This is a genomic window from Pseudomonas sp. Irchel s3b6 (assembly GCF_900187415.1).
In the GTDB taxonomy this organism is placed as follows: domain Bacteria; phylum Pseudomonadota; class Gammaproteobacteria; order Pseudomonadales; family Pseudomonadaceae; genus Aquipseudomonas.
Genome location: NZ_FYDM01000007.1, coordinates 123,852 through 150,825, shown reverse-complemented (window position 1 = coordinate 150,825; position 26,974 = coordinate 123,852). Strand labels below are relative to the sequence as shown.

Annotated in this window: 25 protein-coding genes; 13 read left to right on the top strand and 12 right to left on the bottom strand. The window is 60.0% G+C overall.

Annotated features, from left to right (window positions below; genetic code table 11):
• Positions 1-197: 197 nt before the first annotated feature.
• From CKW07_RS14185 to CKW07_RS14175, 3 genes are all read left to right on the top strand, one after another.
• Positions 198-1,511: a C4-dicarboxylate transporter DctA gene (locus CKW07_RS14185; protein WP_095145459.1), complete on the top strand. Its 1,314-nt coding sequence runs from the start codon at positions 198-200 to the stop codon at positions 1,509-1,511.
• Positions 1,512-1,578: 67 nt separating this feature from the next.
• Positions 1,579-2,283 (top strand): FadR/GntR family transcriptional regulator, encoded by a 705-nt coding sequence (locus CKW07_RS14180; protein WP_095080702.1) that lies wholly within the window; start codon positions 1,579-1,581, stop codon positions 2,281-2,283.
• 25 nt (positions 2,284-2,308) lie between these two features.
• The gene (locus tag CKW07_RS14175; RefSeq protein WP_095145458.1) at positions 2,309-3,037 is read left to right on the top strand and encodes a GntR family transcriptional regulator; all 729 of its coding nucleotides are present in this window, start codon (positions 2,309-2,311) and stop codon (positions 3,035-3,037) included.
• A 54-nt stretch (positions 3,038-3,091) separates the two neighbouring features.
• Here the strand turns inward: CKW07_RS14175 and yjiA are convergent, their stop codons facing one another.
• From yjiA to CKW07_RS14160, 3 genes are all read right to left on the bottom strand, one after another.
• Positions 3,092-4,072, bottom strand: a complete 981-nt coding sequence (gene yjiA, locus CKW07_RS14170; RefSeq protein ID WP_095145457.1) for a GTPase — start codon at positions 4,070-4,072, stop codon at positions 3,092-3,094.
• A 119-nt stretch (positions 4,073-4,191) separates the two neighbouring features.
• On the bottom strand, positions 4,192-4,389 hold the full coding sequence (locus CKW07_RS14165; RefSeq protein WP_003228401.1) for a YbdD/YjiX family protein: 198 nt from the start codon (positions 4,387-4,389) through the stop codon (positions 4,192-4,194).
• Positions 4,390-4,404: 15 nt separating this feature from the next.
• On the bottom strand, positions 4,405-6,471 hold the full coding sequence (locus tag CKW07_RS14160; protein ID WP_095080696.1) for a carbon starvation CstA family protein: 2,067 nt from the start codon (positions 6,469-6,471) through the stop codon (positions 4,405-4,407).
• A gap of 157 nt (positions 6,472-6,628) precedes the next feature.
• Here CKW07_RS14160 and CKW07_RS14155 point away from each other — a divergent pair, with 157 nt between their 5' ends.
• Positions 6,629-6,997 carry a PilZ domain-containing protein gene (locus tag CKW07_RS14155; protein ID WP_095145456.1) on the top strand — a complete coding sequence of 123 codons (369 nt, stop codon included), beginning with the start codon at positions 6,629-6,631 and terminating at the stop codon, positions 6,995-6,997.
• A gap of 3 nt (positions 6,998-7,000) precedes the next feature.
• On the opposite strand, the gene radA is transcribed toward CKW07_RS14155, so the two are convergent.
• The gene (radA, locus tag CKW07_RS14150; RefSeq protein WP_095080693.1) at positions 7,001-8,368 is read right to left on the bottom strand and encodes a DNA repair protein RadA; all 1,368 of its coding nucleotides are present in this window, start codon (positions 8,366-8,368) and stop codon (positions 7,001-7,003) included.
• Positions 8,369-9,025: 657 nt separating this feature from the next.
• Between radA and mscL the strand changes: the two genes are divergently transcribed.
• Complete coding sequence (mscL, locus tag CKW07_RS14145) at positions 9,026-9,439, top strand: large-conductance mechanosensitive channel protein MscL (RefSeq protein WP_095145455.1); 414 nt, start codon at positions 9,026-9,028, stop codon at positions 9,437-9,439.
• 39 nt (positions 9,440-9,478) lie between these two features.
• On the opposite strand, the gene CKW07_RS14140 is transcribed toward mscL, so the two are convergent.
• Complete coding sequence (locus CKW07_RS14140; protein WP_095145454.1) at positions 9,479-10,255, bottom strand: ferredoxin--NADP reductase; 777 nt, start codon at positions 10,253-10,255, stop codon at positions 9,479-9,481.
• 393 nt (positions 10,256-10,648) lie between these two features.
• Between CKW07_RS14140 and CKW07_RS14135 the strand changes: the two genes are divergently transcribed.
• Together CKW07_RS14135 and CKW07_RS14130 are read left to right on the top strand one after the other, a co-directional pair.
• Positions 10,649-11,365 carry an autoinducer binding domain-containing protein gene (locus CKW07_RS14135; protein WP_095145453.1) on the top strand — a complete coding sequence of 239 codons (717 nt, stop codon included), beginning with the start codon at positions 10,649-10,651 and terminating at the stop codon, positions 11,363-11,365.
• 205 nt (positions 11,366-11,570) lie between these two features.
• Positions 11,571-12,695, top strand: coding sequence for a methyltransferase (locus CKW07_RS14130; RefSeq protein ID WP_095145452.1), 1,125 nt, complete (start codon positions 11,571-11,573; stop codon positions 12,693-12,695).
• An 84-nt stretch (positions 12,696-12,779) separates the two neighbouring features.
• Here CKW07_RS14130 and CKW07_RS14125 read toward each other — a convergent pair whose 3' ends face one another.
• The 3 genes from CKW07_RS14125 to CKW07_RS14115 all read right to left on the bottom strand — a co-directional run bounded on the left by CKW07_RS14125 (position 12,780) and on the right by CKW07_RS14115 (position 15,504).
• Positions 12,780-12,947 (bottom strand): DUF2474 domain-containing protein, encoded by a 168-nt coding sequence (locus CKW07_RS14125; RefSeq protein ID WP_095145451.1) that lies wholly within the window; start codon positions 12,945-12,947, stop codon positions 12,780-12,782.
• 106 nt (positions 12,948-13,053) lie between these two features.
• Positions 13,054-14,061 (bottom strand): cytochrome d ubiquinol oxidase subunit II, encoded by a 1,008-nt coding sequence (gene cydB / locus CKW07_RS14120; protein WP_095145450.1) that lies wholly within the window; start codon positions 14,059-14,061, stop codon positions 13,054-13,056.
• Positions 14,062-14,064: 3 nt separating this feature from the next.
• Complete coding sequence (locus CKW07_RS14115) at positions 14,065-15,504, bottom strand: cytochrome ubiquinol oxidase subunit I (protein WP_095145449.1); 1,440 nt, start codon at positions 15,502-15,504, stop codon at positions 14,065-14,067.
• 349 nt (positions 15,505-15,853) lie between these two features.
• Here CKW07_RS14115 and CKW07_RS14110 point away from each other — a divergent pair, with 349 nt between their 5' ends.
• Positions 15,854-17,137 carry an MFS transporter gene (locus CKW07_RS14110; protein ID WP_095145448.1) on the top strand — a complete coding sequence of 428 codons (1,284 nt, stop codon included), beginning with the start codon at positions 15,854-15,856 and terminating at the stop codon, positions 17,135-17,137.
• Here CKW07_RS14110 and CKW07_RS14105 read toward each other — a convergent pair.
• Together CKW07_RS14105 and CKW07_RS14100 are read right to left on the bottom strand one after the other, a co-directional pair.
• Positions 17,103-17,654 carry a DJ-1 family glyoxalase III gene (locus CKW07_RS14105; protein WP_095145447.1) on the bottom strand — a complete coding sequence of 184 codons (552 nt, stop codon included), beginning with the start codon at positions 17,652-17,654 and terminating at the stop codon, positions 17,103-17,105. The genes CKW07_RS14110 and CKW07_RS14105 overlap by 35 nt on opposite strands.
• A gap of 81 nt (positions 17,655-17,735) precedes the next feature.
• The gene (locus CKW07_RS14100) at positions 17,736-18,194 is read right to left on the bottom strand and encodes a DUF4879 domain-containing protein (RefSeq protein WP_095145446.1); all 459 of its coding nucleotides are present in this window, start codon (positions 18,192-18,194) and stop codon (positions 17,736-17,738) included.
• A gap of 215 nt (positions 18,195-18,409) precedes the next feature.
• Here CKW07_RS14100 and CKW07_RS14095 point away from each other — a divergent pair, with 215 nt between their 5' ends.
• From CKW07_RS14095 to CKW07_RS14080, 4 genes are all read left to right on the top strand, one after another.
• Positions 18,410-19,705 carry an NCS2 family permease gene (locus CKW07_RS14095; RefSeq protein WP_095145445.1) on the top strand — a complete coding sequence of 432 codons (1,296 nt, stop codon included), beginning with the start codon at positions 18,410-18,412 and terminating at the stop codon, positions 19,703-19,705.
• Complete coding sequence (gene trmA, locus CKW07_RS14090; protein WP_095145444.1) at positions 19,702-20,781, top strand: tRNA (uridine(54)-C5)-methyltransferase TrmA; 1,080 nt, start codon at positions 19,702-19,704, stop codon at positions 20,779-20,781. The genes CKW07_RS14095 and trmA overlap by 4 nt, the downstream gene beginning before the upstream one ends.
• A 251-nt stretch (positions 20,782-21,032) precedes the next feature.
• Positions 21,033-21,473: a type II 3-dehydroquinate dehydratase gene (aroQ, locus tag CKW07_RS14085; protein ID WP_095080675.1), complete on the top strand. Its 441-nt coding sequence runs from the start codon at positions 21,033-21,035 to the stop codon at positions 21,471-21,473.
• Positions 21,474-21,478: 5 nt separating this feature from the next.
• Positions 21,479-22,333, top strand: coding sequence for a shikimate dehydrogenase (locus tag CKW07_RS14080; RefSeq protein ID WP_095145443.1), 855 nt, complete (start codon positions 21,479-21,481; stop codon positions 22,331-22,333).
• 48 nt (positions 22,334-22,381) lie between these two features.
• On the opposite strand, the gene CKW07_RS14075 is transcribed toward CKW07_RS14080, so the two are convergent.
• Both CKW07_RS14075 and quiC read right to left on the bottom strand, forming a co-directional pair.
• Positions 22,382-23,059: a TetR family transcriptional regulator gene (locus tag CKW07_RS14075; protein ID WP_095145442.1), complete on the bottom strand. Its 678-nt coding sequence runs from the start codon at positions 23,057-23,059 to the stop codon at positions 22,382-22,384.
• A 102-nt stretch (positions 23,060-23,161) separates the two neighbouring features.
• Positions 23,162-25,063 carry a 3-dehydroshikimate dehydratase QuiC gene (gene quiC, locus CKW07_RS14070; protein ID WP_095145441.1) on the bottom strand — a complete coding sequence of 634 codons (1,902 nt, stop codon included), beginning with the start codon at positions 25,061-25,063 and terminating at the stop codon, positions 23,162-23,164.
• A 545-nt stretch (positions 25,064-25,608) separates the two neighbouring features.
• On the opposite strand from quiC, the gene CKW07_RS14065 reads away from it, so the two are divergent.
• Positions 25,609-26,946 (top strand): MFS transporter, encoded by a 1,338-nt coding sequence (locus CKW07_RS14065; protein ID WP_095145440.1) that lies wholly within the window; start codon positions 25,609-25,611, stop codon positions 26,944-26,946.
• Positions 26,947-26,974: the final 28 nt, after the last annotated feature.

The following is a 26,974-nucleotide window of genomic DNA, read 5'->3' as shown; positions in this document are numbered from 1 at the left end:
AAAACCGCTCAAGCCCGGGCCTTGCCCAGCAACTGGTAAGACCGGTAAAACCAAATCGTCAATTTTCACTTGCGAAGCCCTGAAAACAGGGCCTAGACTGCGCCTGCACTGGACATACCGGTAAGACCACAATAATTAAGTCCTGAATCTGATGCCCAAGCGCACGGCAGCCAGGACACCGACCAGGAATTCCTCCCATGCTCAGATGGTGCTCGCGTTCAATCTTCCTTCAAGTGGTGCTCGGCCTGGTGCTCGGCATCGTCTGCGGGCTGACCCTTCCCGAATACTCCGCCCAGCTCAAACCCCTCGGCGACGGCTTCATCAAGCTGATCAAGATGCTCATTGGCCTGATCGTGTTCTGCGTGGTGGTCAGCGGTATCAGCGGTGCCGGCGACCTGAAGAAGGTCGGGCGTATTGGCCTTAAATCGGTTATCTACTTCGAAATCCTGACCACCATTGCGCTGGTGATCGGCCTGGTGTTCGCCTTCAGCACCGGCATCGGCAGTGGTGCGAACATCCATCTGGATCAACTGTCTGCCAGTGACATGGGCGACATTGCCCAGCGCAGCGAGCACATGCACACCACCACCCAGTTCCTGATGGACCTGATTCCAAGCTCGGTGATTGGTGCCTTTGCCGACAACAACATCCTGCAAGTGCTGCTGTTTTCAGTGTTGTTCGGCAGTGCGCTGAACCTGGTGGGCGAGTCGGCGTCAGGCATCTCGCGGCTGATCAACGAACTCAGCCATGTGATCTTCCGTATCATGGGCATGATCGTGCGCCTGGCGCCGATTGGCGTGTTCGGCGCGATAGCCTTCACCACCAGCAAATATGGCCTGGATTCCCTGCAACACCTTGGCAGCCTGATCGGCCTGTTCTACCTGACCTGTGTCGCGTTCGTGTCTCTGATCCTGGGCCTGGTGATGCGCCTGTCCGGCCTGCGCATGCTGCCGTTCCTCAAGTACCTGCGTGAAGAGTTGCTGATTGTCCTGGGGACCGCCTCCTCGGACGCCGTGCTGCCGCAAATCATGCGCAAGCTGGAACACCTGGGCATTGGCAGCTCGACGGTTGGCCTGGTCATTCCCACCGGCTATTCGTTCAACCTCGACGGCTTTTCGATCTACCTGACCCTGGCCATCGTGTTCATCGCCAATGCCACTGGCACCCCACTGGCCATGAGCGATTTGCTGACGATCCTGCTGGTCTCGCTGATCACCTCCAAAGGTGCCCACGGAATTCCCGGATCGGCGCTGGTGATTCTGGCTGCCACACTGACCGCGATCCCGGCGATTCCGGTAGTCGGCCTGGTGCTGGTGCTGGCTGTGGACTGGTTCATGGGCATCGGTCGGGCGCTGACCAACCTGATCGGCAACTGCGTCGCCACAGTGGCCATCGCCCGCTGGGAAAAGGACATTGATGTACAACGGGCGCACAAGGTGCTTTCTGGCCAGCAGGGTTATACCTTCCAGCCTAGAAAGCCAGCCACCGCTGCCCATCAGCAGGAATTCTGAACAACCCCGGTGCCTGCCCAAGGGCAGGCACCACCGTTAATCCATTTCGATGCTCAGGAAGCGAACCGTGATCAGCTCGTCAACCGTCGTAAATTCAGTGGTAGAAAAACTTCGGGCCGCGCTGGCCCGGGGTCAGTGGCGCTCCGGCGAAATGCTGCCGGGGCAGCGCGAACTGGCCGAACAAATGGGCATCAGCCGCCCGAGCCTGCGCGAAGCGGTGATCGTGCTGGAAACCCTCGGGCTGGTGCGCTCGATGCCGGGTAAAGGCGTGGTGGTGCTGGAGGCCGACATCAGTGAGAGCCAAGGCCATGAAAGCGCGGTGGCCGGCGCAAGCCTGGAAGATGTACTGCAACTGCGCTACACCCTCGAACCGTTCATCGTCGGGCTGGTGGCGCAGTCCATCAGCAGCAAGGAAGTCGGACAACTGCGCCTGACCTTGATGGACATGCGCGAGGCCCTGGAAGCCAATGACAGCGAAGCCGGCGTGAACGCCTACATCGCCTTCCACGAAGAGCTGTTCACATTGACCTCCAACCCGATCTTCCAGAGCGTGGTGCAGCAGACCAGTGTCGCCCTCAAGCAAAGCGCGCAGGTGCTGCGCAACTCTCCGGAGCACCTGGCTGAACGCCTTGAGGAAAACGAAGCCGTGGTACGCGCCATCCGCAGCAAGAACAGCGCCCAGGCCAGCGCCGAAATGCGCCGGCACATTCTTCGCGAAGGTCAGCGCATGGGCATCGAACTGAACATTCCAGACGACAACCTCGGCAGTTGAACCCTCTTCGAACCGGAGACAGGCCATGAACAGCTTTGCTTCAGCGCAGCACAACCCTGATACGTCTGTTGCCCTGCCCTTTTCGCGCACGCGTCATCGCCCTCCTTCGGTGGATGACATTTACCCGCAGATCTTCGACGCCATTCTCGACCAGCGGTTTGCCCCGACCGGCCGCTTCAGTGAGGAAAGGCTGATCGAGATGCTCGGCATCAGCCGCAGCCTCGTTCGCCAGGTACTGACGCGACTGTCCCATCAGCAGATCCTCATTCTGCGGCCGAACCACCAGCCTCAGATTGCCGCACCGGACCTCGAACAAATCCGGCAAATTCTCCATGCCCGACGATTGACCGAGAGCACACTGGTTCGACTGGCCAGTCAGCAGCCTCGCCCCGAAGACCTGAAGCGCCTACGAGGGTTGATCGAGCGCCAGCGCCAATGCGCCGAGCGGAAACAGCGAGGTTCCTCGATCCGGTTATCGGAAGAGTTTCATCTGCAACTGGCCGAAATGGCGGGGAACGCACCATTGGCGCATTTTCTCAGCAGCCTGGTGCCCCTGACGTCGCTGGCCATTGCACAGCATGATGCGCAGACGGGTTTTTATTGCGTATGGCAGGAACAGGCGGGGATGGTCGATGCGCTGGAGCGTCAGGACGCGACAATGGCGGTGACGCTGATCAACCGGCATCTGGATCATCTGGCAGAAGTACTGCTCAACCCGGAACCCGTAGCCGCTCGACACTGTGTTGTTGGGTAGTTCGCCATCGTCGGGACGGTGTTCCGACGATAGCGCCCTGAAACACGCTGAAGATCACCGCCCTTGATCGGCCACCACCCGCGCAAACCCTTCACGGATTTTTTCTTCCGGCAAGTCATCGGCAATAAACACCATCACACTTTCCCGCGCTTCCCCCTCTAACCACTCCGTGTCCCAGTCGAAGCCATACAGCTTCAACACGCCCTGAAACACCAGGCGCCGGGGTTCGCCGACAATGCTCAGCACGCCTTTGTAGCGCAGCAGTTGCTTGCCATGCTCCTCCAGCAGTTCGTTCATGAAGCCGCTGAGCTGGTCGATATCCAGCGCCTTATCGGTGCGCAGCACCAGGCTGGAAATGCGGTCAATCGTGGGGGCCTTGCTGACCGGGCGCAGGCTGACCCCGCCGCCGAGATCGGCATTGAGGTTGAAGCCACGCACATCGAGCAGCTCGGCCAAATCGATCCTGCCGTGTTCAACCAGCCGGATCGGTGCGCGGCGATTGATCCGGGTCAGGCGCTCGCTCAATGCCGTGAACGTCGCCTCGTCTACCAGATCGCGCTTGCTCACCAGCAGGCGGTCGGCAAAGCCGATCTGCGCCTGGGCAATGGTCTGGGTCAGGTGCACGTCGGCATGCGCGGCGTCGACCAACGTGATGATGCCGTCGAGGATGTAGCGCTCCCGAAGCTCTTCATCGATGAAGAAGGTTTGCGCCACCGGCGCCGGGTCAGCCAGGCCGGTGCATTCGATCACCAGCCGATCAAAGGCAATCTCGCCACTGTCCAGGCGCTCGAGCAGCAGGTACAGGGCCTTGGTCAAGTCGGTGTGGATGGTGCAGCAGACGCAGCCATTGGACAGCGTCATCACTTGTACCGGCTCATCGCCCAGGAGCTGGGTGTCGATACCGGCGTCACTGAATTCGTTTTCGATCACGGCGATTTTCAGCCCGTGCTCGGCTTTGAGCAGGTGGCGCAGCAGCGTGGTTTTGCCGGCGCCGAGGAAGCCGCTGAGGACTGTTACCGGGATGGGAGAGGACAAACGGTTTCTCCTTTGAACTGCACAAATAAAAATGGGAGCAGTCTTGTGTGGAAGCGAGCTGGCTCGCTCCCACAAAAATCCTGCTCCCATATCAAGTCTGTTAACCCGCTATCAGCGGGTCAACAGCACTTGGGCCCACCCTTGCCACCGTAACGCGCCTCCTGACGTTCGCGAAAGAACATCTCGTAGCTCATCACCGGTTTGTCCGGGTGTTTGGTTTGCATATGCTCGACGTAGGTGTCGTAGTCGGGCATGCCGACCATCAGGCGCGCGGCCTGACCGAGGTATTTACCGAGGCGACTCAGGTCATTGAACATGCTTGCAATCCTCGATCATGCGTCCGGCAGAGCCTTGAATGGCGACTCTTTATCCGTACGCTCCTTGTGGCCCCAGGCGGTGATACCCACCTTGAGCGCGTAAAACAGGATGCTGAAGACCACGAACAGGAACAATGCCGTCAGCGTTGCGTTGGTGTAGGCATTGAAGATCACGTGCTGCATCTGCGTGATGTCCTTGGCCGGTGCAAGCACCTGACCGTTGGCCAGGGCATCGCTGTACTTCTTGGCCAGCGACAGGAAGCCGATCGCCGGGTTGGCGTCGAACAGCTTGATGAAGCCTGCGGTGGTGGTGCAAATCAGCAGCCATACCGCTGGCAGCATGGTGACCCAGATGTAGCGCTGGCGTTTCATTTTGATCAGCACCACGGTGCTGAGCATGAGCGCGATACCGGCCAGCATCTGGTTGGAGATGCCGAACAGTGGCCACAAGGTGTTGATACCGCCCAGTGGATCGATCACGCCCTGATACAGCAACCAGCCCCACATGGCCACGCAACCGGCGGTCGCGATCAGGTTCGCGGTCCAGGACTCAGTGCGCTTGAGCGCGGGCACGAAGGAGCCGAGCAGATCCTGCAACATGAAACGCCCGGCACGGGTACCGGCGTCCACGGCGGTCAGGATGAACAGCGCTTCAAACAGGATCGCGAAGTGGTACCAGAATGCCATGGTGTTTTCACCCGGCAGGACACTGTGCAGGATCTGCGCAATCCCCACTGCCAGCGTCGGTGCGCCGCCAGCGCGCGCCAGGATGGTGGTTTCACCGATGTCATGGGCCACCGCCTGCAGGGCTTCCGGGGTAATGGCAAAGCCCCAGCCGCTGACCGTCTGCGCCACCGTCATTACATCACTGCCGACCACGGCCGCCGGGCTGTTCATGGCGAAGTACACGCCTGGCTCGATCACCGAAGCGGCAACCATCGCCATGATGGCCACGAAGGACTCCATCAGCATGCCGCCGTAACCGATGTAACGAGCATTGGTTTCGTTATCCAGCAGCTTCGGCGTAGTGCCGGAGGAGATCAGCGCGTGGAAGCCCGACACCGCGCCACAGGCGATGGTGATGAACAGGAATGGGAACAGACCGCCTTTCCACACCGGGCCAGTGCCATCGATGAACTGGGTCAGCGCGGGCATTTTCAGCTCGGGCATGGTCACCAGGATACCGATGGCCAGTGCCACGATGGTGCCGATCTTGAGGAAGGTCGACAGGTAGTCGCGCGGCGCCAGGATCAGCCATACCGGCAACACCGCAGCAACAAAACCATAGCCGATCAGCATCCAGGTGATCTGGATCCCGGTGAAGCTGAACGCCTTGGCCCATACCGGATCAGCGGCAATCTGCCCGCCCAGCCAGATGGAGCCCAGCAGCAGCAATACGCCGATGACCGAGATTTCGCCAATGCGGCCCGGACGGATGTAGCGCATGTAAATGCCCATGAACATCGCGATCGGGATGGTCGCCATGACCGTGAAGATGCCCCACGGGCTTTCGGCCAGGGCCTTGACCACGATCAGCGCCAGCACCGCAAGGATGATGATCATGATCAGGAAGCAGCCAAACAGCGCGATGGTGCCCGGGATACGGCCCATTTCCTCACGGACCATGTCACCCAGAGAACGACCGTTGCGCCGGGTGGACATGAACAGGACCATGAAGTCCTGAACGGCCCCCGCCAGCACCACGCCGGCGATCAACCACAGGGTGCCTGGCAAATAGCCCATCTGCGCGGCCAGTACCGGACCCACCAATGGCCCTGCGCCTGCGATAGCCGCAAAGTGGTGACCAAAAAGAATGTGCTTGTTGGTCGGCACATAGTCCAGACCATCGTTGTTGAGTACAGCGGGGGTGGCCCGCCGTGGGTCGAGCTGCATCACTTTGGTGGCGATGAACAGACTGTAGTAGCGGTACGCGACCAGATAGATGGCCACCGCCGCAACGACAATCCACAAGGCATTGATCGCCTCGCCCCGACGCAATGCCACTACCCCAAGGGCGCACGCCCCGACGATTGCCAGCAGCAGCCAGGGAATGTGGCGTAGCAGGCTATTATTATTTTTCATTTTTTGATTCCAGCCAGGTGGACTTGAGAAAAAGCCACCCCGAGTTTAGCGCCGATTACCCCAATGACCATACCCGACATTGGTCGAGTGTCCTTCCTTGGGTGGCAGCCCGGCTAAAGGCCGGTCTATAGTCAGCGTACTACCCGAGGACTGCGCCATGAGCAAGCACGCTGCCAATCGTCGCCGTTTCAAACGCATCGCCTTCGATGCCAGGACTGAACTGATCCAGGGTCCGAACCATTGGCCGGTGAAGTTGATCGACCTGTCCCTCAAAGGGTTGCTGGTCGAACGCCCGGAACCCTGGTCAGGTGACGCGAACAAAATGTTTTCGGTCGATATCCACTTGAGCGAGGAAGCCGAGATCCGCATGGACGTGCAACTCACCCATGAGGAGCACGGCCAGCTCGGATTCGTCTGCCGCTACATCAGCCTGGAGTCCGTCAGCAGCCTGCGACGGCTGATCGAACTGAACCTGGGTGACCCGACCGAACTGGAACGAGAGCTGGGCGCGCTGATCGACGCCTGAGCGCTATTCGAACAAAGCGTCCAGCGCCTGCTCCAGACGGCTGACCGCGATGATCTTCAACCCGGCGGGGGCTTCCTTCGGCGCATTGCCCTTGGGCACGATGGCACGCTTGAAGCCGTGCTTGGCCGCTTCCTTCAGACGCTCCTGACCGCTGGGCACCGGCCGTACTTCACCGGACAGCCCGACTTCGCCGAACACCAGCAGATCATGGGGCAATGGACGGTTGCGCAAACTGGACATGACCGCCGCCATCAACGCCAGGTCCGAAGCCGTCTCCAGCACCTTGACCCCACCGACCACATTAAGGAACACATCCTGATCATGGGTCGGGATTCCGCCGTGGCGGTGCAGGACCGCCAGGAGCATGGCCAGGCGATTCTGATCCAGGCCCAGGGTCACCCGGCGCGGGTTTGCCAGGTGACTGTCGTCCACCAGCGCCTGCACTTCAACCAACATGGGCCGGGTCCCTTCCCACGTCGCCATCACCACGCTGCCCGGCACTTCTTCCTGGGCCCGCGTGAGAAAGATCGCCGACGGGTTGGAGACTTCCTTCAAGCCCTTGTCGGTCATGCCGAACACGCCCAGTTCGTTGACGGCCCCGAAACGGTTCTTCACCGCGCGCAACAGGCGCAAACGCCCATCCGACTCACCTTCGAAATACAGCACGGTGTCGACCATGTGCTCCAGCACCCGCGGCCCTGCCAACGCGCCTTCCTTGGTCACGTGACCGACCAGGAAGATCGCCGTGCCACTTTGCTTGGCATAACGCACCAGCAACGCCGCACTTTCGCGCACCTGGGACACACCGCCCGGCGCCGACTGCAATTGCTCGGTGAAAATCGTCTGGATCGAATCGATCACCATGACCTTGGGCTTTTCCACCCGCGCCGTGGCGATGATGGTTTCGATGCAGGTTTCGGTCATCACCCGCAATTGGTCCTGGGGCAGCCCCAGACGCCGGGCACGCATGGCCACTTGCTGCTGGGATTCTTCGCCAGTGACATAGAGCGCCGGCATGCGCATCGCCAGGTTGCACAGGGTTTGCAGGAGAATGGTCGACTTGCCGATGCCCGGGTCGCCGCCAATCAGTACGACAGAGCCGTCAACCAGGCCGCCACCCAGCACACGGTCCAGCTCACCGGACGCGGTGGAAAACCGCGGGATTTCCTCGACACTGACTTCGGCCAGCGTCTTGATCTGCGCCTGTTGCCCGGCCCAGCCGGTACGACCGCTGGGTGCGGCCGCACCACCACTTTCCACCAGGGTTTCGGTCAGGGTGTTCCAGGCTCCGCATTCTCCACATTGGCCGGCCCACTTGGGAAAGGTCGAGCCGCACTCGGTGCAGCCGTACATGCGCTTGGCCTTGGCCATCTGAACCCCCGAAAAAAAAGGCGATGATAGCCCAGTTGGCAAAGTGCCGTGCAATGTCCGGATGGCCGCTGCCCTATTCACTGGCGTGTATTGCCAGTGAATAACATAAGAGAGTGTCGAGCGCTAAACCTTATAAATAACGCGGTTAATCCGCTCCCATAATCAGAGACACACTCACAGGCAAATGTTCTACAAAGCAACCCTATTCGTCAAACTTCTGTCTAACAACCGTCAACACCCCTCCTCAAACAGACCATTATTCTTATACAAACCTTAAAAATCAAATTAACTTATGTACAGTTTTTATCGCCACCTTACAAAAACCCAACACTTCCATTCTGTGCGTAACTATTGGTGCATGTTAAACCCGAGCGTTTATCCCCCAATAGTAACTTCAACTCGCGCCATCGGCTTCCCCCCTACCTGTCCAACATGACACGCTATAACGCCAAACAAACCCACACCAAGATCCCAACTCAGCAACCAGAACCCAAGGAAATGGCCCTCGTTCCCGACGCCCACCTGATGGCACTTTGTAAACTATTTGCCAGCAAGCCGGTCGATAGCTACGCCCGCAGCGATCACACAGGTCGAGCAAGACCCGGTTTGCTGATTTACACTGCGTTCACCAACCTCATCTGTAACAAGGATTAACCCATGGGCGTGATAAGTGAATTCAAGGCCTTCGCGGTCAAAGGGAATGTGGTCGACATGGCCGTCGGTATCATCATCGGCGCCGCGTTCGGCAAAATCGTTACATCGTTCGTCGGTGACGTGGTCATGCCACCCATCGGCCTGCTGATCGGTGGGGTGGACTTCGGGGACCTGGCCATCACCCTGAAGGCGGCGCAGGGCGAAGCCCCGGCCGTGATGCTGGCCTACGGCAAATTCATCCAGAGCATCATCGACTTCGTGATCGTTGCATTCGCCATCTTCATGGGCGTGAAAGCCATCAACCAGCTCAAGCGCGAAGAAGCCGCAGCCCCTAGCGCGCCACCGGTTCCGACCCAGGAAGAAGTCCTGCTGAGTGAGATCCGCGACCTGCTCAAGGCGCAAAACAACAAACCCTGAGGGCCACAACAAACGGCGCCTGGTGGCGCCGTTCTTCCATTACCAGTAGTTCTCGACCGCCACCTGACCCGGGCGACGACTCAGGCTCAGTTGCATGTCACGCGCCTTGAGCAGTTGACGGGTGTCATCGATCATTTGTGGATTGCCACACAGCATCACCCGCGAGTGCTCGGCCGTCAGCTCGACGCCCGCCGCCCGCTCCAGCTCGCCATTCTCGATCAAGTGGGTAATTCGACCGCTCAGCGCCCCCGGGTGTTGCTCGCGGGTCACCGTGGCAATGAACTGCAACTTGTGCGCGTATTCCGCCAGGTACTCACGCCCGGCCAACCCCTCGATCAATGCCTGGTACGCCAACTCCCGGGCTTCGCGCACGCTGTACACCAGAATGATCCGCTCGTACCGCTCCCACACCTCGAAGTCCTGCAGGATCGACAGGAAAGGGGCAATCCCCGTGCCCGTGGACAACAGCCACAGATCACGCCCGTCGACAAATCGATCCAGGGTCAGGTAGCCAAAGGCCTGACGATCGACCATCAACGTATCGCCTGCCTCCAGGCGACTGAGCTCGCTGGTGAATTCGCCCCCGGGTACGACAATGGAAAAGAATTCGAGAAACTCGTCATGGGGCGCAGACACCATGGAATACGCGCGCCACACGGTACTGCCATCGGCCTTGGTGACGCCCAGGCGGGCAAACTGCCCGGCCCGAAAGCGAAAGCCTGGATCCCGGGTGGCGCGCAAGGTGAACAGACTCGGAGTCAGCGGCTGGACATCAAGCAGGGTCTGACGGGTGAACTTCTCTTCGCTGGCGGTCATGGGGGGCTCCGTAGGTCTGATGAGCCCAGTGTCCCGCAAAGCCAAGCGCAGGAACACCGTCGAATTGTAGTGGCATTACTCCTCAGACAACGACAAATTAACCAAACAGATAAACAATCAACCCGAATAACACTGACCAACGCTTAACAAAATAACAACCGAACAGACGTCCCTCTGTCATTTCTTAAAGCTAACGAATCACACCACACCCAAATTAAACACAAATGTAAACGACCGTTACAAAGCCTCCACGCTAATAACTATTCATCTACAAAAAATTTGGATCCAATAGCTAAAAAATCGTACAACCACAGAGGGACATCTCCTACACTCAGGCCTGCCAATATTAGGACGCAATCAGCGCTCATGAAGCAGACACACGGAGAGTGATCAATGGAGATCTGGATAGAAACGCAACTGAAACAATTGGCTTGCGTATCAAGCATTGAATCGGCTTATAAGACCGCACTCAACTTCCTCAACAATCTTGGTTATGAATACTGTTGTTTTTCAATGACTTCTTGCAGCCTGAACCACCGCTCAAACACTATAAACCTCAACAATTACCCACACGAATGGAACACACAATACAAACAGAAAAACTACTGCTCGATCGACCCGATAGTCGCTCATTGCAACCACTCGATGCTGCCCATTCTCTGGGACAGCGCGACTTTTGCAAAAACCCCTGACCTCTGGCAGGCGCTGCTGGATCAAGGTTTGCAAAACGGCTGGTCACAGCCCGCGCATGATCGGAACAACCCGAGTATCGGAATTCTCAGCATGGCCCGCAGTCATCGTCGGCTGAGCGTTTACGAACTCTATGAACACCTCGGCTACGCGACCCTCATCAGCCAAAAACTCTATGCCTTGGCCATCGAAAAGCTGTCAGGCAATCACACAGCCTGCGACACTCAGGTTTATCTGTCACCACGGGAAATTGAAGTCCTGAAGTGGTCGGCTGATGGCAAGACCGCCTCGGAAATCGCCATCATCCTCTGCCTGACTGAACGAACGGTGCACTTCCACGTCAGCAGCGCGATCAAGAAACTGGGGGTGAACAACAAGATTTCCGCCGTGGTACGGGCCGCCAAATATCATATGTTTTAAGCTATTCCCCACCTCCGAGCATTGAGGCGCACAGGGTGCAGGAGAAAAACCTGCGAGTAATCCTGAAGAAAAAAACGTACCATTTGCCCCCCCGACTGAGTGATGCCCCCCACGTCACACACCGCTGTCCGCTCAAGTCGGTCCGCCAGCATTTCACCCATGCACAGCAGCGGGACACCCGTTGATTACCCAGAGCCCCCGCCCCATGCCCCTGCTTGAAACGCCCTTCGCCCAACTCGACCTAATTCGCCAGCCGGAACAGCAAAACGAACCGCTGCAAGCCTTCGACGCGGCTGACGAATACTTGCTCAACCACCTGGCCGAGCAGCAACCTGCCGCCACTACCCGGGTTCTGGTGCTCAACGACAGTTTTGGTGCATTGGCGGCGAGCCTGGTCGGCAAGGTTTCACTCACCAGCAGCGGCGACTCGTTCCTGGCCGCCCAGGCCCTGGAAAAGAACCTGGTTCGTAATGGCCTGCCCTTTGACGCCGTCTCGGTGTTACCTGCCAGCGCTCCGCTGGTCGGCCCATTCGACCGGGTCCTGATCCGGGTTCCCAAGACCCTTGCCTTGCTGGAAGAGCAACTGATTCGCCTGCAAGGGCAACTGGCACCCGGCGCTCAAGTGGTGGCCGCCGCCATGGTCAAACACCTGCCAAGGGCGGCGGGAGACCTGCTGGAACGCTACATCGGTCCGATGCAGGCATCCCTTGCCGTCAAGAAAGCCCGCTTGCTGATTGCTACCCCGCAGGCCAGACCCGTTGTGCCATCGCCGTACCCGACGCGTTACACGCTCGACGAACCCGCCATCGAACTGCTCAACCATGCCAACGTGTTCTGTCGCGAAGGCCTGGACATCGGTACGCGGGCGTTTCTCCCCCATTTGCCGAAAAACCTTGGCACCGCGCGAGTCGCCGACCTGGGGTGCGGCAACGGTGTACTGGCCATCGCCAGCGCCCTGCACAATCCGCAAGCCCAATACACGCTGGTGGACGAGTCGTTCATGGCCGTGCAGTCCGCCGCTGAAAACTGGCAGGCCGCCCTGGGTGACCGCGAAGTGATCGTGCGGGCGGGCGATGGCCTGGCGGGGCAAGAGCCGCAATCGCTGGACGTGGTGCTGTGCAATCCACCGTTCCACCAGCAACAGGTGGTGGGTGATTTCCTGGCCTGGCGCATGTTTCAACAAGCTCGCGAAGCCTTGGTGGTCGGGGGCGCATTGTACATCGTCGGCAATCGGCACCTGGGCTATCACAGCAAGCTGGCACGGCTGTTCCGCGGCGTCGAACAAGTCGCGGCCACCCCGAAATTCGTGATCCTCAAAGCCCGAAAATAACGCCTGGCATCCAGGCAAAAAAAACCCTCCAATGGAGGGTTATAAATCCGCGCCGTTAGGCAACGGGATGGGATGTTCGGGTGTTCAGTGAGTGCTCAGGCCTGCGGCATTCATGAACAGGCGCATGAGGCTTGCCACGACAAACAACGCAAGCACACTGCCCGTCCAGATCATTGCCAGCCAGCCGAGCCGCTGCCAGAGCGGCTTCTTTTCCGCCTGTTCGATTTCCTGCAAAGAATGCTTGTCAGCCATAACCGTACGCCTCGTGTTGAGCGTTCTGTGTGGGAGCCGGCTGGCCGGCGATGGCGTCACGCAGATCGCCTTCGCTGGCAGGCCAACGCCTACAGCGTGTGCGTGACTAGTGGTAACCGTCTTCATGGGTCACCTTGCCGCGGAACACGTAGTAGCTCCAGAAGGTGTAGCCCAGGATAAACGGAATGATGAACAACGTGCCGACCAGCATGAACCCCTGGCTTTGTGGCGGCGCGGCGGCGTCCCAGATCGAAATCGACGGTGGCACGATATTCGGCCACAGGCTGATACCCAGACCGCTGTAGCCGAGGAAGATCAGCACCAGGGTCAGCAGGAACGGCGTGTAGTGGGCATTGCGGGCCACGGCACGCAGTAATCCGTACAGGGTGACCAGCACCAGGATCGGCACCGGCAGGAACCAGAACAGGTTAGGCAAGGTGAACCAGCGCGCGGCGATCTCGGCATGGGCCAGCGGGGTCCAGATACTGACGATCCCGATCACCGCCAGTAGTACCAGCGCCAGTGGCCGTGCCAGGTCATGCATCTGCTGCTGCAGTTTGCCTTCGGTTTTCATGATCAGCCAGGTACACCCCAGCAGTGCATACGCCACCACCAGTGCCACGCCACAGAACAGCGTGAACGGCGTGAGCCAGTCCAGCGTGCCGCCGGCGAACTGCCGATCAACCACCGGGAAACCGTCGATGAATGCACCGAGGGCCACGCCCTGGAAGAAGGTCGCGGTGATCGAGCCACCGATAAATGCCTTGTCCCAGAGATGGCGCTTGTCGTCCTTGGCCTTGAAGCGGAACTCGAAGGCCACGCCCCGGAAAATCAGCCCGACCAGCATCAGGATCAGCGGCAGGTACAACGCCGACAGCACCACCGAATACGCCAGCGGGAAGGCCCCGAACAAGGCCGCCCCGCCCAGCACCAGCCAGGTTTCATTACCGTCCCAGACCGGCGCCACGGTGTTCATCATCACGTCACGGTCGCTCTTACCCTTGATGAACGGGAAGAGAATCCCGATCCCCAGGTCGAAGCCGTCCATGACCACGTACATCATGATGCCGAAGATGATGATCACGGCCCAGATCAGCGGAAGATCAATACCCATGACTCAGTTCCCCTTGTTCAGGCTGTCGCCGTGGTCACTTTCAGCACCGCCATCGGCAGCGGAAAGCGGACGGGCCGGTGTGCGATGCTGACCGGGGCCACCGTGGCTCGGTTCGGCACCTTCGTTGAGTTCCGGACCTTTGCGCACCAGGCGCATCATGTAGCCCAGCCCTGCACCAAACAGCGAGAAATACACCACGACAAACAGTGCCAGGGTGATGCTCATTTGCACCACGCTATGGTTGGAGGAGCCATCGGCGGTACGCATCAACCCGTACACCACCCACGGCTGACGACCGATTTCCGTAGTGAACCAGCCCGCGAGAATCGCAATCAGGCCCGAAGGTCCCATCCACAACGTCAGGTACAGGAACGCACGGTTGGAATACAACGTGTCGCGCTTGCGCAGCCACAAGCTCCACAGGCCGGTGAAAATCATCAGCATGCCCAGCCCGACCATGATCCGGAACGACCAGAACACGATGGTCGAGTTCGGCCGGTCTTCAGGCGGGAACTCCTTGAGCGCCGGGACCTGTTTGTCCAGCGAGTGGGTCAGGATCAGGCTGCCCAGGTACGGAATCTCGACCGCGTACTTGGTTCTCTCTTCCTTCATGTCCGGCCAGCCGAACAGGATCAATGGTGTCGCTTCGTTACCATGGTTTTCCCAGTGGCCTTCGATCGCCGCGATTTTCGCGGGTTGGTGCTTGAGGGTGTTGAGCCCGTGAAAGTCACCGATCACCGCCTGGATCGGCGCGACGATCAAGGCCATCCACATGGCCATCGACAGCATGGTACGGATCGCCGGGTTATCACGACCGCGCAGCAGGTGCCAGGCGGCTGACGAGCCGACAAAGAACGCCGTCGCGACAAAGGCTGCCGTGGCCATGTGCATCAGGCGATAAGGGAACGAGGGGTTGAAAATCACCGCGATCCAGTCCACTGGAATGACCTGGCCGTTGACGATTTCGTAACCCTGCGGGGTTTGCATCCAGCTGTTGGAGGCCAGGATCCAGAAGGTCGAGATCAGCGTGCCGATGGCAACCATGACCGTGGCGAAGAAGTGCAGCTTGCGCCCCACCTTGTTCCAACCGAACAGCATGACGCCCAGGAAACCGGCTTCCAGGAAGAACGCCGTGAGCACTTCATAGGTCAGCAAGGGACCCGTGACGGAACCGGCGAAGTCCGAGAAACGACTCCAGTTGGTACCGAACTGATAGGCCATGACCAATCCGGAGACGACCCCCATGCCGAAGTTGACGGCAAAGATCTTCGACCAGAAGTGGTACAGGTCGCGGTAGGTGTTGTTGTGGGTTTTCAGCCACAGACCTTCGAGCACCGCCAGGTAACTCGCCAGGCCGATGGTGATCGCCGGGAACAGGATGTGGAATGAGATGGTGAACGCGAACTGAATTCGGGCGAGATCAAGTGCCTCCAAACCGAACATAAGTCTTCCTCTGTCAGGTATTACGGCTGCAGACACCGGGCCTGCACCCACCGCCCCCACGGATATGGAATGTGGCGAATTCAACTTCGTTCTTTTTATACACGCATCACAACGCAGGGAGTCTGGCCATCTGGCCGTCAGAACAATTCCGCCAAGGGCTTTGATCTGGATCAAGTAACGATGAAAGAGTAGTCCCATTTTCGCGGCTGACGCGTGTGGTCTTTTGCCGCGTGACAGGTTGCCTCAGTGCCGTCCGTTAAATGGCAAACGAGCTGCAGGCCGATCACCGCAACCATTAGTTACAACTTGATGATAATCTCGGCGTCTTCCCGCTCGGACCTGCCTGCCAATGCCCAGCCCAGAGCCTCTGCTGTTACGCCACCAACGACCGTTCATGGCGTTCTGGCTCGCCCGGATTTTTACCGCCAGCGGCTTCCAGATGCTCACCGTGGCCATCGGTTGGAACCTTTACCAACTCACCGGCAACGTGCTGGACCTGGGCCTGGTCGGGCTGGTGGAGTTCGCCCCTCGGGTGCTGTTCATGTTGCACACCGGGCACGTGGCGGACCGCTATGACCGGCGCCAGGTCGCTGCCCTCTGTCAGTCGCTGCAGGCAATGATTGCCATCGCCCTGGCCATCGGCAGCGCCACCGACCATGTCACCCGCGAGATGATCTTTATCCTCGCCTTTGTGCTCGGTGCGGCTCGTTCATTCGAAATGCCGACCACCCAGGCCCTGCTCCCCAGTATCGTGCCTTCCGCCCTGTTCCCCCGCGCCGTTGCCGCGGCGCAGTCGGCGCAACAATCGGCCACCATCGTGGCCCCGGCCCTGGGTGGCTTGCTGTATGCGTTCGGCAGTGTCTGGGTCTACGGCCCGACGGTGATTCTGTATCTCATCGCCTGCACGTTGATGCTCAACCTGCCCGCCCGCCAGACGCCGCTGAACAAGGGCAAGGCGACCCTGGATTCATTGCTCGCCGGCGTGCGTTTCATCCGCAGCCGGCCGGACATTCTGGGGGCGATCTCGCTGGACTTGTTCGCGGTACTGCTCGGTGGCGCCACCGCCCTGCTGCCGGTATTCGCCAAAGACATCCTGTTGACCGGCCCATGGGGGCTGGGCCTGTTGCGCTCGGCTCCGGCGGTCGGCGCCTTGCTGATGTCGCTCTGGCTGGCCCGGTTTACCGTGGAGCGCAAGGTGGGACGGGTGATGTTCAGCGCCGTGGGTGTATTCGGTGTGGCGACCATTGCCTTCGGCCTGTCGACCTCGTTCTGGTTCTCCCTGGCGGTGCTGGTCGTGCTGGGGGCGGCGGACATGATCAGCATGGTGATCCGCGCCTCCTTCGTGCAACTGGAGACGCCCGACGAGATGCGTGGTCGGGTCAGCGCGGTCAACGGCTTGTTCATTGGTGCGTCGAATCAGCTGGGTGAGTTCGAGTCCGGTGTGACGGCCCACTGGTTCGGCACCGTGCCGGCCGTGGTCATGGGCGGAATCGGCACCCTGCTGGTCACCGGGGCCTGGATCAAGTTGTTCCCCACCCTGGCCAATCGGGATCGCATGCACATGCCGGCTGGGCAAGCCGGCGCATCAACGGTGGAGGTCAGGCCAGCAAGTCCCCTGCCACCTTCGCCCTGACCCCCTTGCCGCACACCTGCTCGACCAGCATCAGGGCAAACGCCAAGGCCGCGCCTGAGCCTTGGGCTGTGATGCAATTGCCATCGACTACCACGGGTTGATCAATGAAGGTGCAGCCGGACAACTGCTGGCTGACGGTGGGGAGGCAGGTCATGCGCCGCTGTCTCAGTACGCCAAAGGCCTGCAAAGCCAATGCCGGCGACTCGGCGATGGCGGCGAACCAGCGTCCGGCGGCGGACTGATCCTGGAGCAGTTGCTGCAAAGGTTGATGGGCCGCCAGGTGCTGGGCACCCACGGCACCGCCGGGCAGGACAATCAGGTCGAACGGTTGTGCCAGCACATCCACCAGCATCGCGTCGGCGGTCAAGCGAGTACCTCGGGCACAGGTCAGCATGCGCCGTGCCTCGATGCTGGCCACCACCACTTCGACTTTCGCCCGGCGCAACACGTCAATCAGGCTGACGGTTTGCAGGTCGTCGATGCCTTCGGCAAGGGTAATCAGGGCTCTAAAGGTCATGGTCTGCGTCCACAAGGTGATCTTTAAAGCGTAGTCAGCTTTGTCGACAGCTGTTCGGTCAATGTCCTGACCCGCTGCCGTCTATTTGATGTACAGCTGGGTCGACAGGCTCTGGCCCGGGGCATTGATCGAGGTATTGCGGAAGGTGAACGTACCTCGCTGTTTGCCAGCCAGGTCAAAAATGTACAGGTAGCCGACGATTTTGCTGACCATGCCGGAGCACTCGGTCAGGTTGCCATTGTCGTAGGCACACACCCGGGTACGCACGCCGTCGATGTCAGCGCCATCCAGCCCCGCCTGGGGCGAACGTCCATAACCGACTTCCAGCACATAGAGCTTGATGTTGGGGCCCTGGTGATCGCACTTCGTCTGCGCCTGCCCCTGGGCAATGTCTTCAAGGCCACAGGACTGCGACTGGACCTTGAGCACCTTGATTTCGGTCAACGGTGGTGCCGATGCCGCCGTGGCGGCTTGTGTTCCCAGCAACACGGCGCCAAACACACCAAATACCCGAACGACCTTGCTCTTGATAGACGACATAACCACTCCCGAAGCCAGCGCGCAGTATGCCCCACTCCCCCTGACTGCAAAACTTCGACGACGAGCGCTGCCATTAAGCAGCCATTGCCCCACGCTGCTGGTATGATGCGCGGCTTTTTCCGACCTAGACAAAATTCCCAGGCGCCTTCAGCGGCCTGTGCTTTGCTGTTCAGGTCGATACATTCACGGCGCAAGACGCGCCACGGGGAGCAGAGATGCTGGAAAGGCTGTTTCAACTCAAGGCACACAACACCAACGTGCGTACCGAGATTCTTGCCGGTATCACGACCTTCCTGGCCATGGCCTACATTCTGTTCGTCAACCCGAGCATTCTCGGCGAGACCGGCATGGACAAGGGCGCGGTGTTTGTCGCGACCTGCCTGGCAGCCGCCATCGGCTCCACCGTCATGGGCCTGATCGCCAACTACCCGATTGCGCTGGCACCGGGCATGGGATTGAACGCGTTCTTCACCTACACCGTCGTGCTGCACATGGGCCACACCTGGCAAGTGGCACTGGGCGCGGTGTTCATTTCCGCGGTGCTGTTCTTCCTGCTGTCGATCTTCCGCATCCGTGAATGGATCATCAACAGCATCCCGCTGCCACTGCGCTCGGCGATTGCCGCCGGTATCGGCCTGTTCCTGGCCCTGATCGCCCTGCACAACGCCGGCATCGTGGTCAGCAACCCGGCCACCATGGTCGGCCTGGGTGACCTGAAACAACCGGCACCGATCCTGGCGACCCTGGGCTTTGCGATGATCGTCGCCCTTGAGGCACTGAAAGTGCGCGGTGCGGTGCTGATCGGCATCCTGACCGTCACCATCGCCTCCATTGCCCTGGGCTTCACCCCGTTCGGTGGCGTGATGTCGATGCCGCCTTCGCTGGCGCCGACCTTCCTGCAACTGGACATCATGGGCGCACTGGACATTGGCCTTGTCAGCGTGATCTTCGCCTTCCTGTTCGTCGACCTGTTCGATAACTCCGGCACCCTGATCGGTGTCGCCAAGCGCGCCGGCCTGATGGGCAAGGACGGTCACATGCCGAAAATGGGCCGTGCGCTGATCGCCGACAGTACCGCCGCCATGGCCGGTTCGCTGCTGGGTACCTCAACTACCACCAGTTACATCGAATCGGCAGCGGGTGTCAGCGCCGGCGGCCGTACCGGCCTGACGGCCGTCGTGGTCGCCATCCTGTTTTTGCTGGCCCTGTTCTTCGCCCCGCTGGCCGGCAGCGTGCCAGCCTTCGCCACGGCGCCGGCCCTGCTGTTCGTCGCCGTGCTGATGACTTCGGGCCTGGCGGAAATAGACTGGGACGACATCACCGTTGCCGCTCCGGTGGTCATTACTGCCCTGGCGATGCCGTTCACCTACTCCATTGCCAACGGCATTGCATTCGGCTTTATCTCCTGGACCGCGATCAAGCTGCTCTCCGGTCGTGGCCGTGAGCTGAACTCGGCCCTGGTGATTCTGTCGATTCTGTTTGTGATCAAGTTGGGTTGGTTCAACGCATGACATTCGATTCCCAGGCCTACGCCGCTCAGCTCCAGGACAAGGTCACGCGCTTGCGTGACCTGCTGGCGCCGTTCGATGCACCAGAACCTGCAGTGTTCGACTCGCCGCTGGCCAATTTTCGCCTGCGGGCCGAGTTCCGCCTGTGGCGCGAAGCCGGCGAGCGACACTACGCGATGTTTTCCCAGGAAGACAAACGCACGCCGATCCTGATCGAAGCGTTCCCGATCGCCAGTCTGCGCATCAATGAGTTGATGCCGCAGCTCAAGGCAGCCTGGCAAGCCAGCGCGGCCCTGAGCCACAAGCTGTTCCAGGTGGAGTTCCTGACCACTCTGGCGGGCGACGCGATGATCACCCTGTGTTATCACCGCCCGCTGGACGAGCACTGGCACGCAGCGGCCAGCAAACTGGCCACAGACCTCAACGTCAGCGTGATCGGTCGCTCCAAGGGCAAGCGTGAAGTGATCGGCCACGATTACGTGGTGGAACAACTTGAAGTCGGCGGTCGTACCTTCAGCTATCGCCAACCGGAAGGTGCGTTTACCCAACCGAACGGCACGGTGAACCAGAAGATGCTCAACTGGGCGTACGATGCCTTGGGCCCGCGCGCTGATGATTTGCTGGAGCTGTACTGCGGCAATGGCAACTTCACCCTGCCCCTGGCCACGCGCGTGCGCAAGGTACTGGCCACCGAAATCAGCAAGACCTCGGTGAATGCCGCGCTCAGTAACCTCAGCGAAAACGCTGTGGATAACGTCACGCTGGTACGTTTGTCTGCCGAGGAATTGACCGAAGCCCTCAATGAAGTGCGACCGTTCCGTCGCCTGCATGGCATTGATCTGAAAAGCTACGCGTTCGGCAGCGTGTTCGTCGACCCGCCGCGCGCCGGCATGGACCCGGACACCTGCGAGCTGACCCGACGCTTCGAGAACATCCTGTACATCTCGTGCAACCCGGAAACGTTGGCCGCCAACATCGCCCAGTTGCACGACACTCACCGCATCACCCGCTGTGCAATGTTCGATCAGTTCCCGTGGACCCACCACATGGAATCCGGGGTCTTGCTGACCCGCCGCTGATTGAGTTTGCCCCTCACAAAACAGCCGTCTTGATGACGGCTTTTTTGTCGGCGATCACAATGCACCTTAGTCCATACACACAGAGCCCGGTGCGCTGACGACTGCTGCTGTCCGATCAGCGAACACTTATTGCGAACGAATGAGCCCTGCCGCTCAGCGCCAATTGTAAAAAGTAACCAAGCGGTACATTTTATCTCCACAGGCCGGTCCACCACTTGACCGATGCCAACAATAACAATGGAGATACCCCCATGCCCCCGATCATCCTGGTGCTGAACGGCCCTAACCTGAACCTGCTCGGCACTCGCGAACCGGCAACTTATGGCCACGAAACCCTGGCCGATATCTCGGCCCTGTGTGGACGCGCCGCCGAGGAGTTCGGCCTGAAAGTGGAGTTTCGCCAGACCAACCATGAAGGCGAGCTGCTGGACTGGATTCACTCGGCCCGTGGTCGTTGCGCCGGGATCGTGATCAACCCGGCCGCCTGGACGCACACCTCGGTGGCTATCCGTGATGCCCTGATCGCCAGCGAGCTACCGGTGATCGAAGTGCATTTGTCCAACGTCCATGCGCGGGAGCCCTTTCGTCATCACTCCTTTGTTTCCGCCATTGCGACCGCCGTGCTGTGCGGGTTTGGCAGCCACGGCTATCGCCTGGCACTGGAGCACTTCAGTCAGCGCTTGCAGGGGTAATCGACATGGCACAGAACACAGGCGTACTCGCCGGGCTGATCGGCGCCGGCATCCAGGCCTCCCGAACGCCCGCGCTGCACGAGCACGAAGGCGATGCCCAGGGCATGCGCTATGTCTATCGGTTGATCGACCTCGATCAGTTGCACCTCGACAGCTCGGCCCTGCCGGATCTGCTGATGGCCGCTGAGCGCATGAGTTTCACCGGTTTGAACATCACGTTTCCGTGCAAGCAGGCCATCATCCCGCTGCTCGACGAACTCTCGCCCGAAGCCCAGAGCATCGGCGCGGTGAACACCGTGGTGCTCAAGGATGGCAAGCGTATCGGCCACAACACCGACTGCCTGGGGTTTGCCGAAGGTTTTCGCCGGGGCCTGGAAGGCGTGGCTCGCGAGCGCGTGGTGCAAATGGGGGCTGGCGGCGCCGGGGCAGCGGTGGCTCATGCCCTGCTGAGTGAAGGCGTCCGCCAGCTGAGTATTTTCGACGTGGACCAAGATCGCGCACGCAGCCTGGCGCAGAACCTCAATCAACATTTCGGCAGGGACCGGGCCTGCGCCGGTCATGACCTGCCAGGCGCGATGGCACTGGCCGATGGCCTGGTGAACACCACCCCAATGGGCATGGCCAAGCTGCCTGGCATGCCGGTGCCGGCGGCACTGCTGCGCACACCCTTGTGGGTCGCGGAGATTGTTTACTTTCCACTGGAAACGGAACTGCTACGCACCGCCCGCAGCCTGGGATGCCGGACACTCGATGGCGGCAACATGGCGGTATTTCAAGCCGTGAAGGCCTTTGAATTGTTCAGCGGCGTCGTGCCGGACACCCAGCGCATGCTCGCGCACTTTCACGGTATGACGGGGTAAACCACTGCGCAGGCAAGCATGGCGACGGGACCAGCCCCTCGCCACGGGTCAGGCCTGCAAATAGCGCAGGACCGATTCGCAGATCATTTCCCGATGACGCTGCTTGATGGCTTCATTGGGCAGGTCGACCTGGAAAAGCTCACCGAAGGTATGGCGGTTCGATACCCGGTAGAAACAGAACGAACTGATCAGCAAGTGAACGTCCAACGCATTCAACCCGCTACGGAACACGCCCTCTTCAGCACCGCGACGCAAAATCACGCCCAGCGAATCGAGGATGGTGGTGTTCATCGCCTTGATCGCCTGGGACTGCTTCACGTACTCGGCGTTGTGAATATTCTCGATGCAGACGATGCGCACAAAATCGACATTACGGTCATGGTGATCGAAGGTGAACTCCACTAGCCGCCGGATCGCGTCGCGCGGGGCAAGCTCGGCCAGGTGCAGGCGGCTTTCGGTGCGGCGGATATCGCCGTACAGCTTCTCCAGCACTTCAACGTAGAGCTGCTCCTTGCTCCCGAAGTAGTAATAGATCATGCGTTTTGAGGTGTGAATTCGCTCGGCGATGGCGTCCACGCGCGCGCCGGACAACCCCTGCTGAACGAACTCGACAATGGCTTCTTGAAGAATATTCTCGCGGTTTTTTTCCGGGTTGTTCTTGCGACTCTTGCGCGGCTCGACCTGGGACAGGTCGGGCGCTACGGTGAGGTCTGTGGTCATTCTCATTCCGGGCTCATGGCCATCACTGCACAGACTGGCGATTATGGGCCGCACGATGCAGTGAAGGAAGCTCCGTCACGGTCACGTGCTGCCACGCTTACGATTTTCCTACAACTTGGCCTGGCGAGCGGCACCGCTGCGTGACTTCGCCATCGCCGCCAGACGTACCGCGACATTGGCCGCGCCGTATCCTGCGTAGCCGTTTTTGCGCTGGATGATTTCGAAGAAAAACCGCCCTTCAAACGGCTCGGTGTAGACGTGGAACAGTTCACCACCCTGAGCGTCGCGGTCGTACAGCACATTGAAGTAGGCCAGCTCACTGAGAAACTCATCGTCGAAGTCAAAGCGTGCCGCGAGATCGTCGTAATAGTTGAGCGGGATATCCAGCAGCGGTACGCCGGCCTGTTTGGCGCGGCTGACTTCGGCAAAAATATCGTCGCAATCAAAGGCAATGTGGTGCACACCCGACCCGCGATAACTGGACAACGCGTGCGAGATGGCGGTGTTGCGGTTCTCGGAAATGTTCAATGGCAAGCGGATCGAGCTGCAACGGCTACGTAGCGCGCGACTTTTCACCAGACCATAGGGGTCGGGCAACACCACCTCATCGTCCGCTTCAAAGTCCAGCAGGCTTTTGTAGAACAGCACCCAGGTGTCGAGGCTGTCCGCCGGCAGGGCCATGGCCATATGGTCGATCCGCTTGAGCCCGCCACCGGCGCTTGCCGTTGCTTGCAACCGGAAGTCAGTGCCGTAGACATCGGCGTGTTCATCCACCAGGTAAATCAGGCTGCCGTCCGGCGCCCGCACGGCCGCCAACTCCAGCTCGTTGGGACCGACCAGCCCGCGATACGGCTGCCCTTTGTAGGCCACCGCCCGTGCCAGCGCACTGGCGCTGTCCTTGACCCGTACCGCCGTCGCGCACAGTGATGGCCCATGCGCCTCGAAAAAACTGTGGGCGAACGAATAGGGCTCGGAGTTGAGGATCAGGTTGATCGCCCCCTGACGCAGGAGCGTGACGCTCTTGGAGCGATGCTGCCCGGCTTTGACGAAGCCCAATCGCTCAAGCCAATGAGTGAGTTTGGCCCCCAGGGTTTCGTCCACCGCGAACTCCAGAAACTCGATCCCGTCGTAGTCACTGGCGGCCGGTGTATCGAACAGCAGCTGCGGGGTGGGCGCGGGAGTGGCTAACTGCTGCAGGCGCGCTCGGGTCTTCTCCTCCAGATACAGCAAGGAACGCAAGCCATCGGCGGCATTGGCCCGGGGTGGCGCGGCGCGAAAGCCGTCGTTGAAGACTTCCAGCGACAGAGGCCCGGTGTAGCCACTCTGGATAACCGGTGCGAGGAACCCCGGCAAGTCGAACTCGCCCTGCCCGGGGAAGCAGCGAAAATGCCGGCTCCACTCCAGCACATCCATGGCCAGGATCGGAGCGTCGGCCATTTGCACAAAGAAAATCTTCTCGCCAGGAATGTCCGCGATCGCCCGGGGATCGCCCTTGAGCGACAGGGTGTGAAAGCTGTCCAGCAGGACACCAAGGCTCGGGTGGTCAGCCTGGCGCACAATGTTCCAGACCTGCTGGTAGCTGTTCACATGACGGCCCCAGGCCAGTGCTTCGTAGCCGATTCGCAAACCTCTTGCTCCAGCGCGCTCGGCCAGCTGGCGCAGGTCATCTATCAGAATCTGTTCATCGCCAAGGCTGTCGGGCGAAACATTGCTGCACACCAGCACCAGATCGGTACCCAACTCCTGCATCAGGTCGAACTTGCGCTCGGCGCGTTCCAGGTTGCGTGACAAACGATCACGGCGGCAGCCCTCGAAATCACGGAAGGGCTGGAACAAGGTGATGGCAATGCCGAGGTCAGCACACAGCTGCCTGATTTCCCGCGGGCTGCCGTCGTAGTACAGCAGATCGTTCTCGAAAATCTCCACCCCGTCGAAACCGGCGGCGGCAATAGCTTCGAGCTTTTCCGGCAGGGTACCGCTCAAGGAAACGGTGGCAATGGAACGCTGCATGCTTGAACTCCCGAAGGAAGGGGCTGATCGTATTGAGGCTGCGTCTTTATATCGGCGCTTCAGGTGAAGGGAAGTATTGGGCTGGCGTGTTGATTGAGCAATTCAATATGTACCAACCAGTTAGTTTAACGTGCGATTATCGAACACAATGGCGGTTGGCGAATTGACGATTTTTCGCTCACTGCGCACCATCGACAACACATCGAGTCCGGTCGTGAACCACCGGTCGCGATGGCCAAAGACCCAGAACACACCATAAGAATTTCAAAAATCGGGTACACGCTCATGCTTGCATTCAACGCCTTGCCCCTTGGTACACCCCTCCATTTCCCGTGCCTGGCGCCCCGCTGCCAGCCGCCATCGAACCCTGCTGGCGCCTGCAACCGACCCCGGTTCGCACGCTGAGCCCAAGGCTCACACTGAGTCATGAACACTACTCAGCCGATCGATCACGCCACGTGCCGCGGCACGCAGGCCGACGATTGATCACGCGCCCTTGAAGTCCCGACGAGCCTTGCTTGTCAGTCATTGAACGGATGGCACACATGATTCCTTCTCAAAGTTCCCGCATGGCCCCGGGCCTGGGCGGCGGCACCGCCGGTATCGGCGACAAGATCCGCGGTGCGATGGCCGTCGGCAAAACACGCTGGAGCATGCTCGCGCTGGTGTTTTTCGCCACCACCCTGAACTACATCGACCGTGCCGCGCTGGGCGTCATGCAGCCGATCCTGGCCAAGGAAATGAGCTGGACGGCGATGGACTACGCCAACATCAACTTCTGGTTCCAGGTGGGTTACGCCATCGGCTTTGTGCTGCAAGGCCGCTTGATCGACCGGGTCGGCGTCAAGCGCGTGTTCTTCTGCGCGGTGTTGCTCTGGAGCCTGGCCACGGGCGCCCATGGCCTGGCCACGTCGGCCGTGGGGTTCATGGTCTGTCGCTTCATCCTGGGATTGACCGAAGCGGCCAACTACCCGGCCTGCGTGAAAACCACGCGTTTGTGGTTCCCCGCTGGCGAACGCGCCGTGGCCACCGGCATCTTCAACGCCGGCACCAACGTTGGTGCCATGTTCACCCCCATGCTGCTGCCCCTGATCCTCCATGTCTGGGGCTGGCAGGCGGCGTTCCTGTGCATGTCGGCATTGGGCGGGATCTGGCTGGTGTTCTGGGGCCTGAAGTATTTCAACCCGGAAGATCACCCGAGCGTAAAGCCCTCTGAACTGGCCTACATCCAGAACGAAGTCGAACCGGAGCAAATCCGCGTCCCGTTTTCCCGCATCCTGCGCATGCGCGGCACCTGGGCCTTCGCCCTCGCCTACTCGATGACCGCTCCGGTGTTCTGGTTCTACCTGTACTGGCTACCACCGTTCCTCAACCAGCAATACAACCTGGGCATCAACGTCACGCAAATGGGCATTCCGCTGATCGTCATCTATCTGACCGCCGACTTCGGCAGCGTGGGCGGCGGCATCCTGTCATCGTTCCTGATCGGTCGCGGGATCAACCCGATCAAGGCGCGCCTGATGTCGATGTTCCTGTTCGCCTGCTGCATCATCGGCGTGATCATGGCAGCCGGCTCCAGCCATCTGTGGGTCGCGGTGTTTGCCATTTCCCTGGCCATCGGCGCGCACCAGGCCTGGACCGCCAACATCTGGAGCCTGGTGATGGACTACACGCCCAAGCACATGATGAGTACGGTGTTCGGTTTTGGCGGCATGTGCGCCGCCATCGGCGGGATGTTCATGACCCAACTGGTCGGGCACATTCTGACCGTCACGCATAACAACTACACCGTGCTCTTCACCATGATCCCGGCGATGTACTTCATTGCGCTGCTCTGGATGTACTTCATGGCACCGCGCAAGATCCCCGACCTGCAAGACTGAACCCCCTTCGCGCAGGCCTGATCCGGGC

Bases quoted from the DNA above. Each gene is read 5' to 3' on its own strand.
- CKW07_RS14185 (WP_095145459.1), top strand. From the start codon at position 198: ATGCTCAGATGGTGCTCGCGTTCAATCTTCCTTCAAGTGGTGCTCGGC.
- CKW07_RS14175 (WP_095145458.1), top strand. From the start codon at position 2,309: ATGAACAGCTTTGCTTCAGCGCAGCACAACCCTGATACGTCTGTTGCC.
- CKW07_RS14165 (WP_003228401.1), bottom strand. From the start codon at position 4,389: ATGTTCAATGACCTGAGTCGCCTCGGTAAATACCTCGGTCAGGCCGCG.
- CKW07_RS14160 (WP_095080696.1), bottom strand. From the start codon at position 6,471: ATGAAAAATAATAATAGCCTGCTACGCCACATTCCCTGGCTGCTGCTG.
- CKW07_RS14155 (WP_095145456.1), top strand. From the start codon at position 6,629: ATGAGCAAGCACGCTGCCAATCGTCGCCGTTTCAAACGCATCGCCTTC.
- radA (WP_095080693.1), bottom strand. From the start codon at position 8,368: ATGGCCAAGGCCAAGCGCATGTACGGCTGCACCGAGTGCGGCTCGACC.
- mscL (WP_095145455.1), top strand. From the start codon at position 9,026: ATGGGCGTGATAAGTGAATTCAAGGCCTTCGCGGTCAAAGGGAATGTG.
- CKW07_RS14140 (WP_095145454.1), bottom strand. From the start codon at position 10,255: ATGACCGCCAGCGAAGAGAAGTTCACCCGTCAGACCCTGCTTGATGTC.
- CKW07_RS14135 (WP_095145453.1), top strand. From the start codon at position 10,649: ATGGAGATCTGGATAGAAACGCAACTGAAACAATTGGCTTGCGTATCA.
- CKW07_RS14130 (WP_095145452.1), top strand. From the start codon at position 11,571: ATGCCCCTGCTTGAAACGCCCTTCGCCCAACTCGACCTAATTCGCCAG.
- CKW07_RS14125 (WP_095145451.1), bottom strand. From the start codon at position 12,947: ATGGCTGACAAGCATTCTTTGCAGGAAATCGAACAGGCGGAAAAGAAG.
- cydB (WP_095145450.1), bottom strand. From the start codon at position 14,061: ATGGGTATTGATCTTCCGCTGATCTGGGCCGTGATCATCATCTTCGGC.
- CKW07_RS14115 (WP_095145449.1), bottom strand. From the start codon at position 15,504: ATGTTCGGTTTGGAGGCACTTGATCTCGCCCGAATTCAGTTCGCGTTC.
- CKW07_RS14110 (WP_095145448.1), top strand. From the start codon at position 15,854: ATGCCCAGCCCAGAGCCTCTGCTGTTACGCCACCAACGACCGTTCATG.
- CKW07_RS14105 (WP_095145447.1), bottom strand. From the start codon at position 17,654: ATGACCTTTAGAGCCCTGATTACCCTTGCCGAAGGCATCGACGACCTG.
- CKW07_RS14100 (WP_095145446.1), bottom strand. From the start codon at position 18,194: ATGTCGTCTATCAAGAGCAAGGTCGTTCGGGTATTTGGTGTGTTTGGC.
- CKW07_RS14095 (WP_095145445.1), top strand. From the start codon at position 18,410: ATGCTGGAAAGGCTGTTTCAACTCAAGGCACACAACACCAACGTGCGT.
- trmA (WP_095145444.1), top strand. From the start codon at position 19,702: ATGACATTCGATTCCCAGGCCTACGCCGCTCAGCTCCAGGACAAGGTC.
- aroQ (WP_095080675.1), top strand. From the start codon at position 21,033: ATGCCCCCGATCATCCTGGTGCTGAACGGCCCTAACCTGAACCTGCTC.
- CKW07_RS14080 (WP_095145443.1), top strand. From the start codon at position 21,479: ATGGCACAGAACACAGGCGTACTCGCCGGGCTGATCGGCGCCGGCATC.
- CKW07_RS14075 (WP_095145442.1), bottom strand. From the start codon at position 23,059: ATGAGAATGACCACAGACCTCACCGTAGCGCCCGACCTGTCCCAGGTC.
- quiC (WP_095145441.1), bottom strand. From the start codon at position 25,063: ATGCAGCGTTCCATTGCCACCGTTTCCTTGAGCGGTACCCTGCCGGAA.
- CKW07_RS14065 (WP_095145440.1), top strand. From the start codon at position 25,609: ATGATTCCTTCTCAAAGTTCCCGCATGGCCCCGGGCCTGGGCGGCGGC.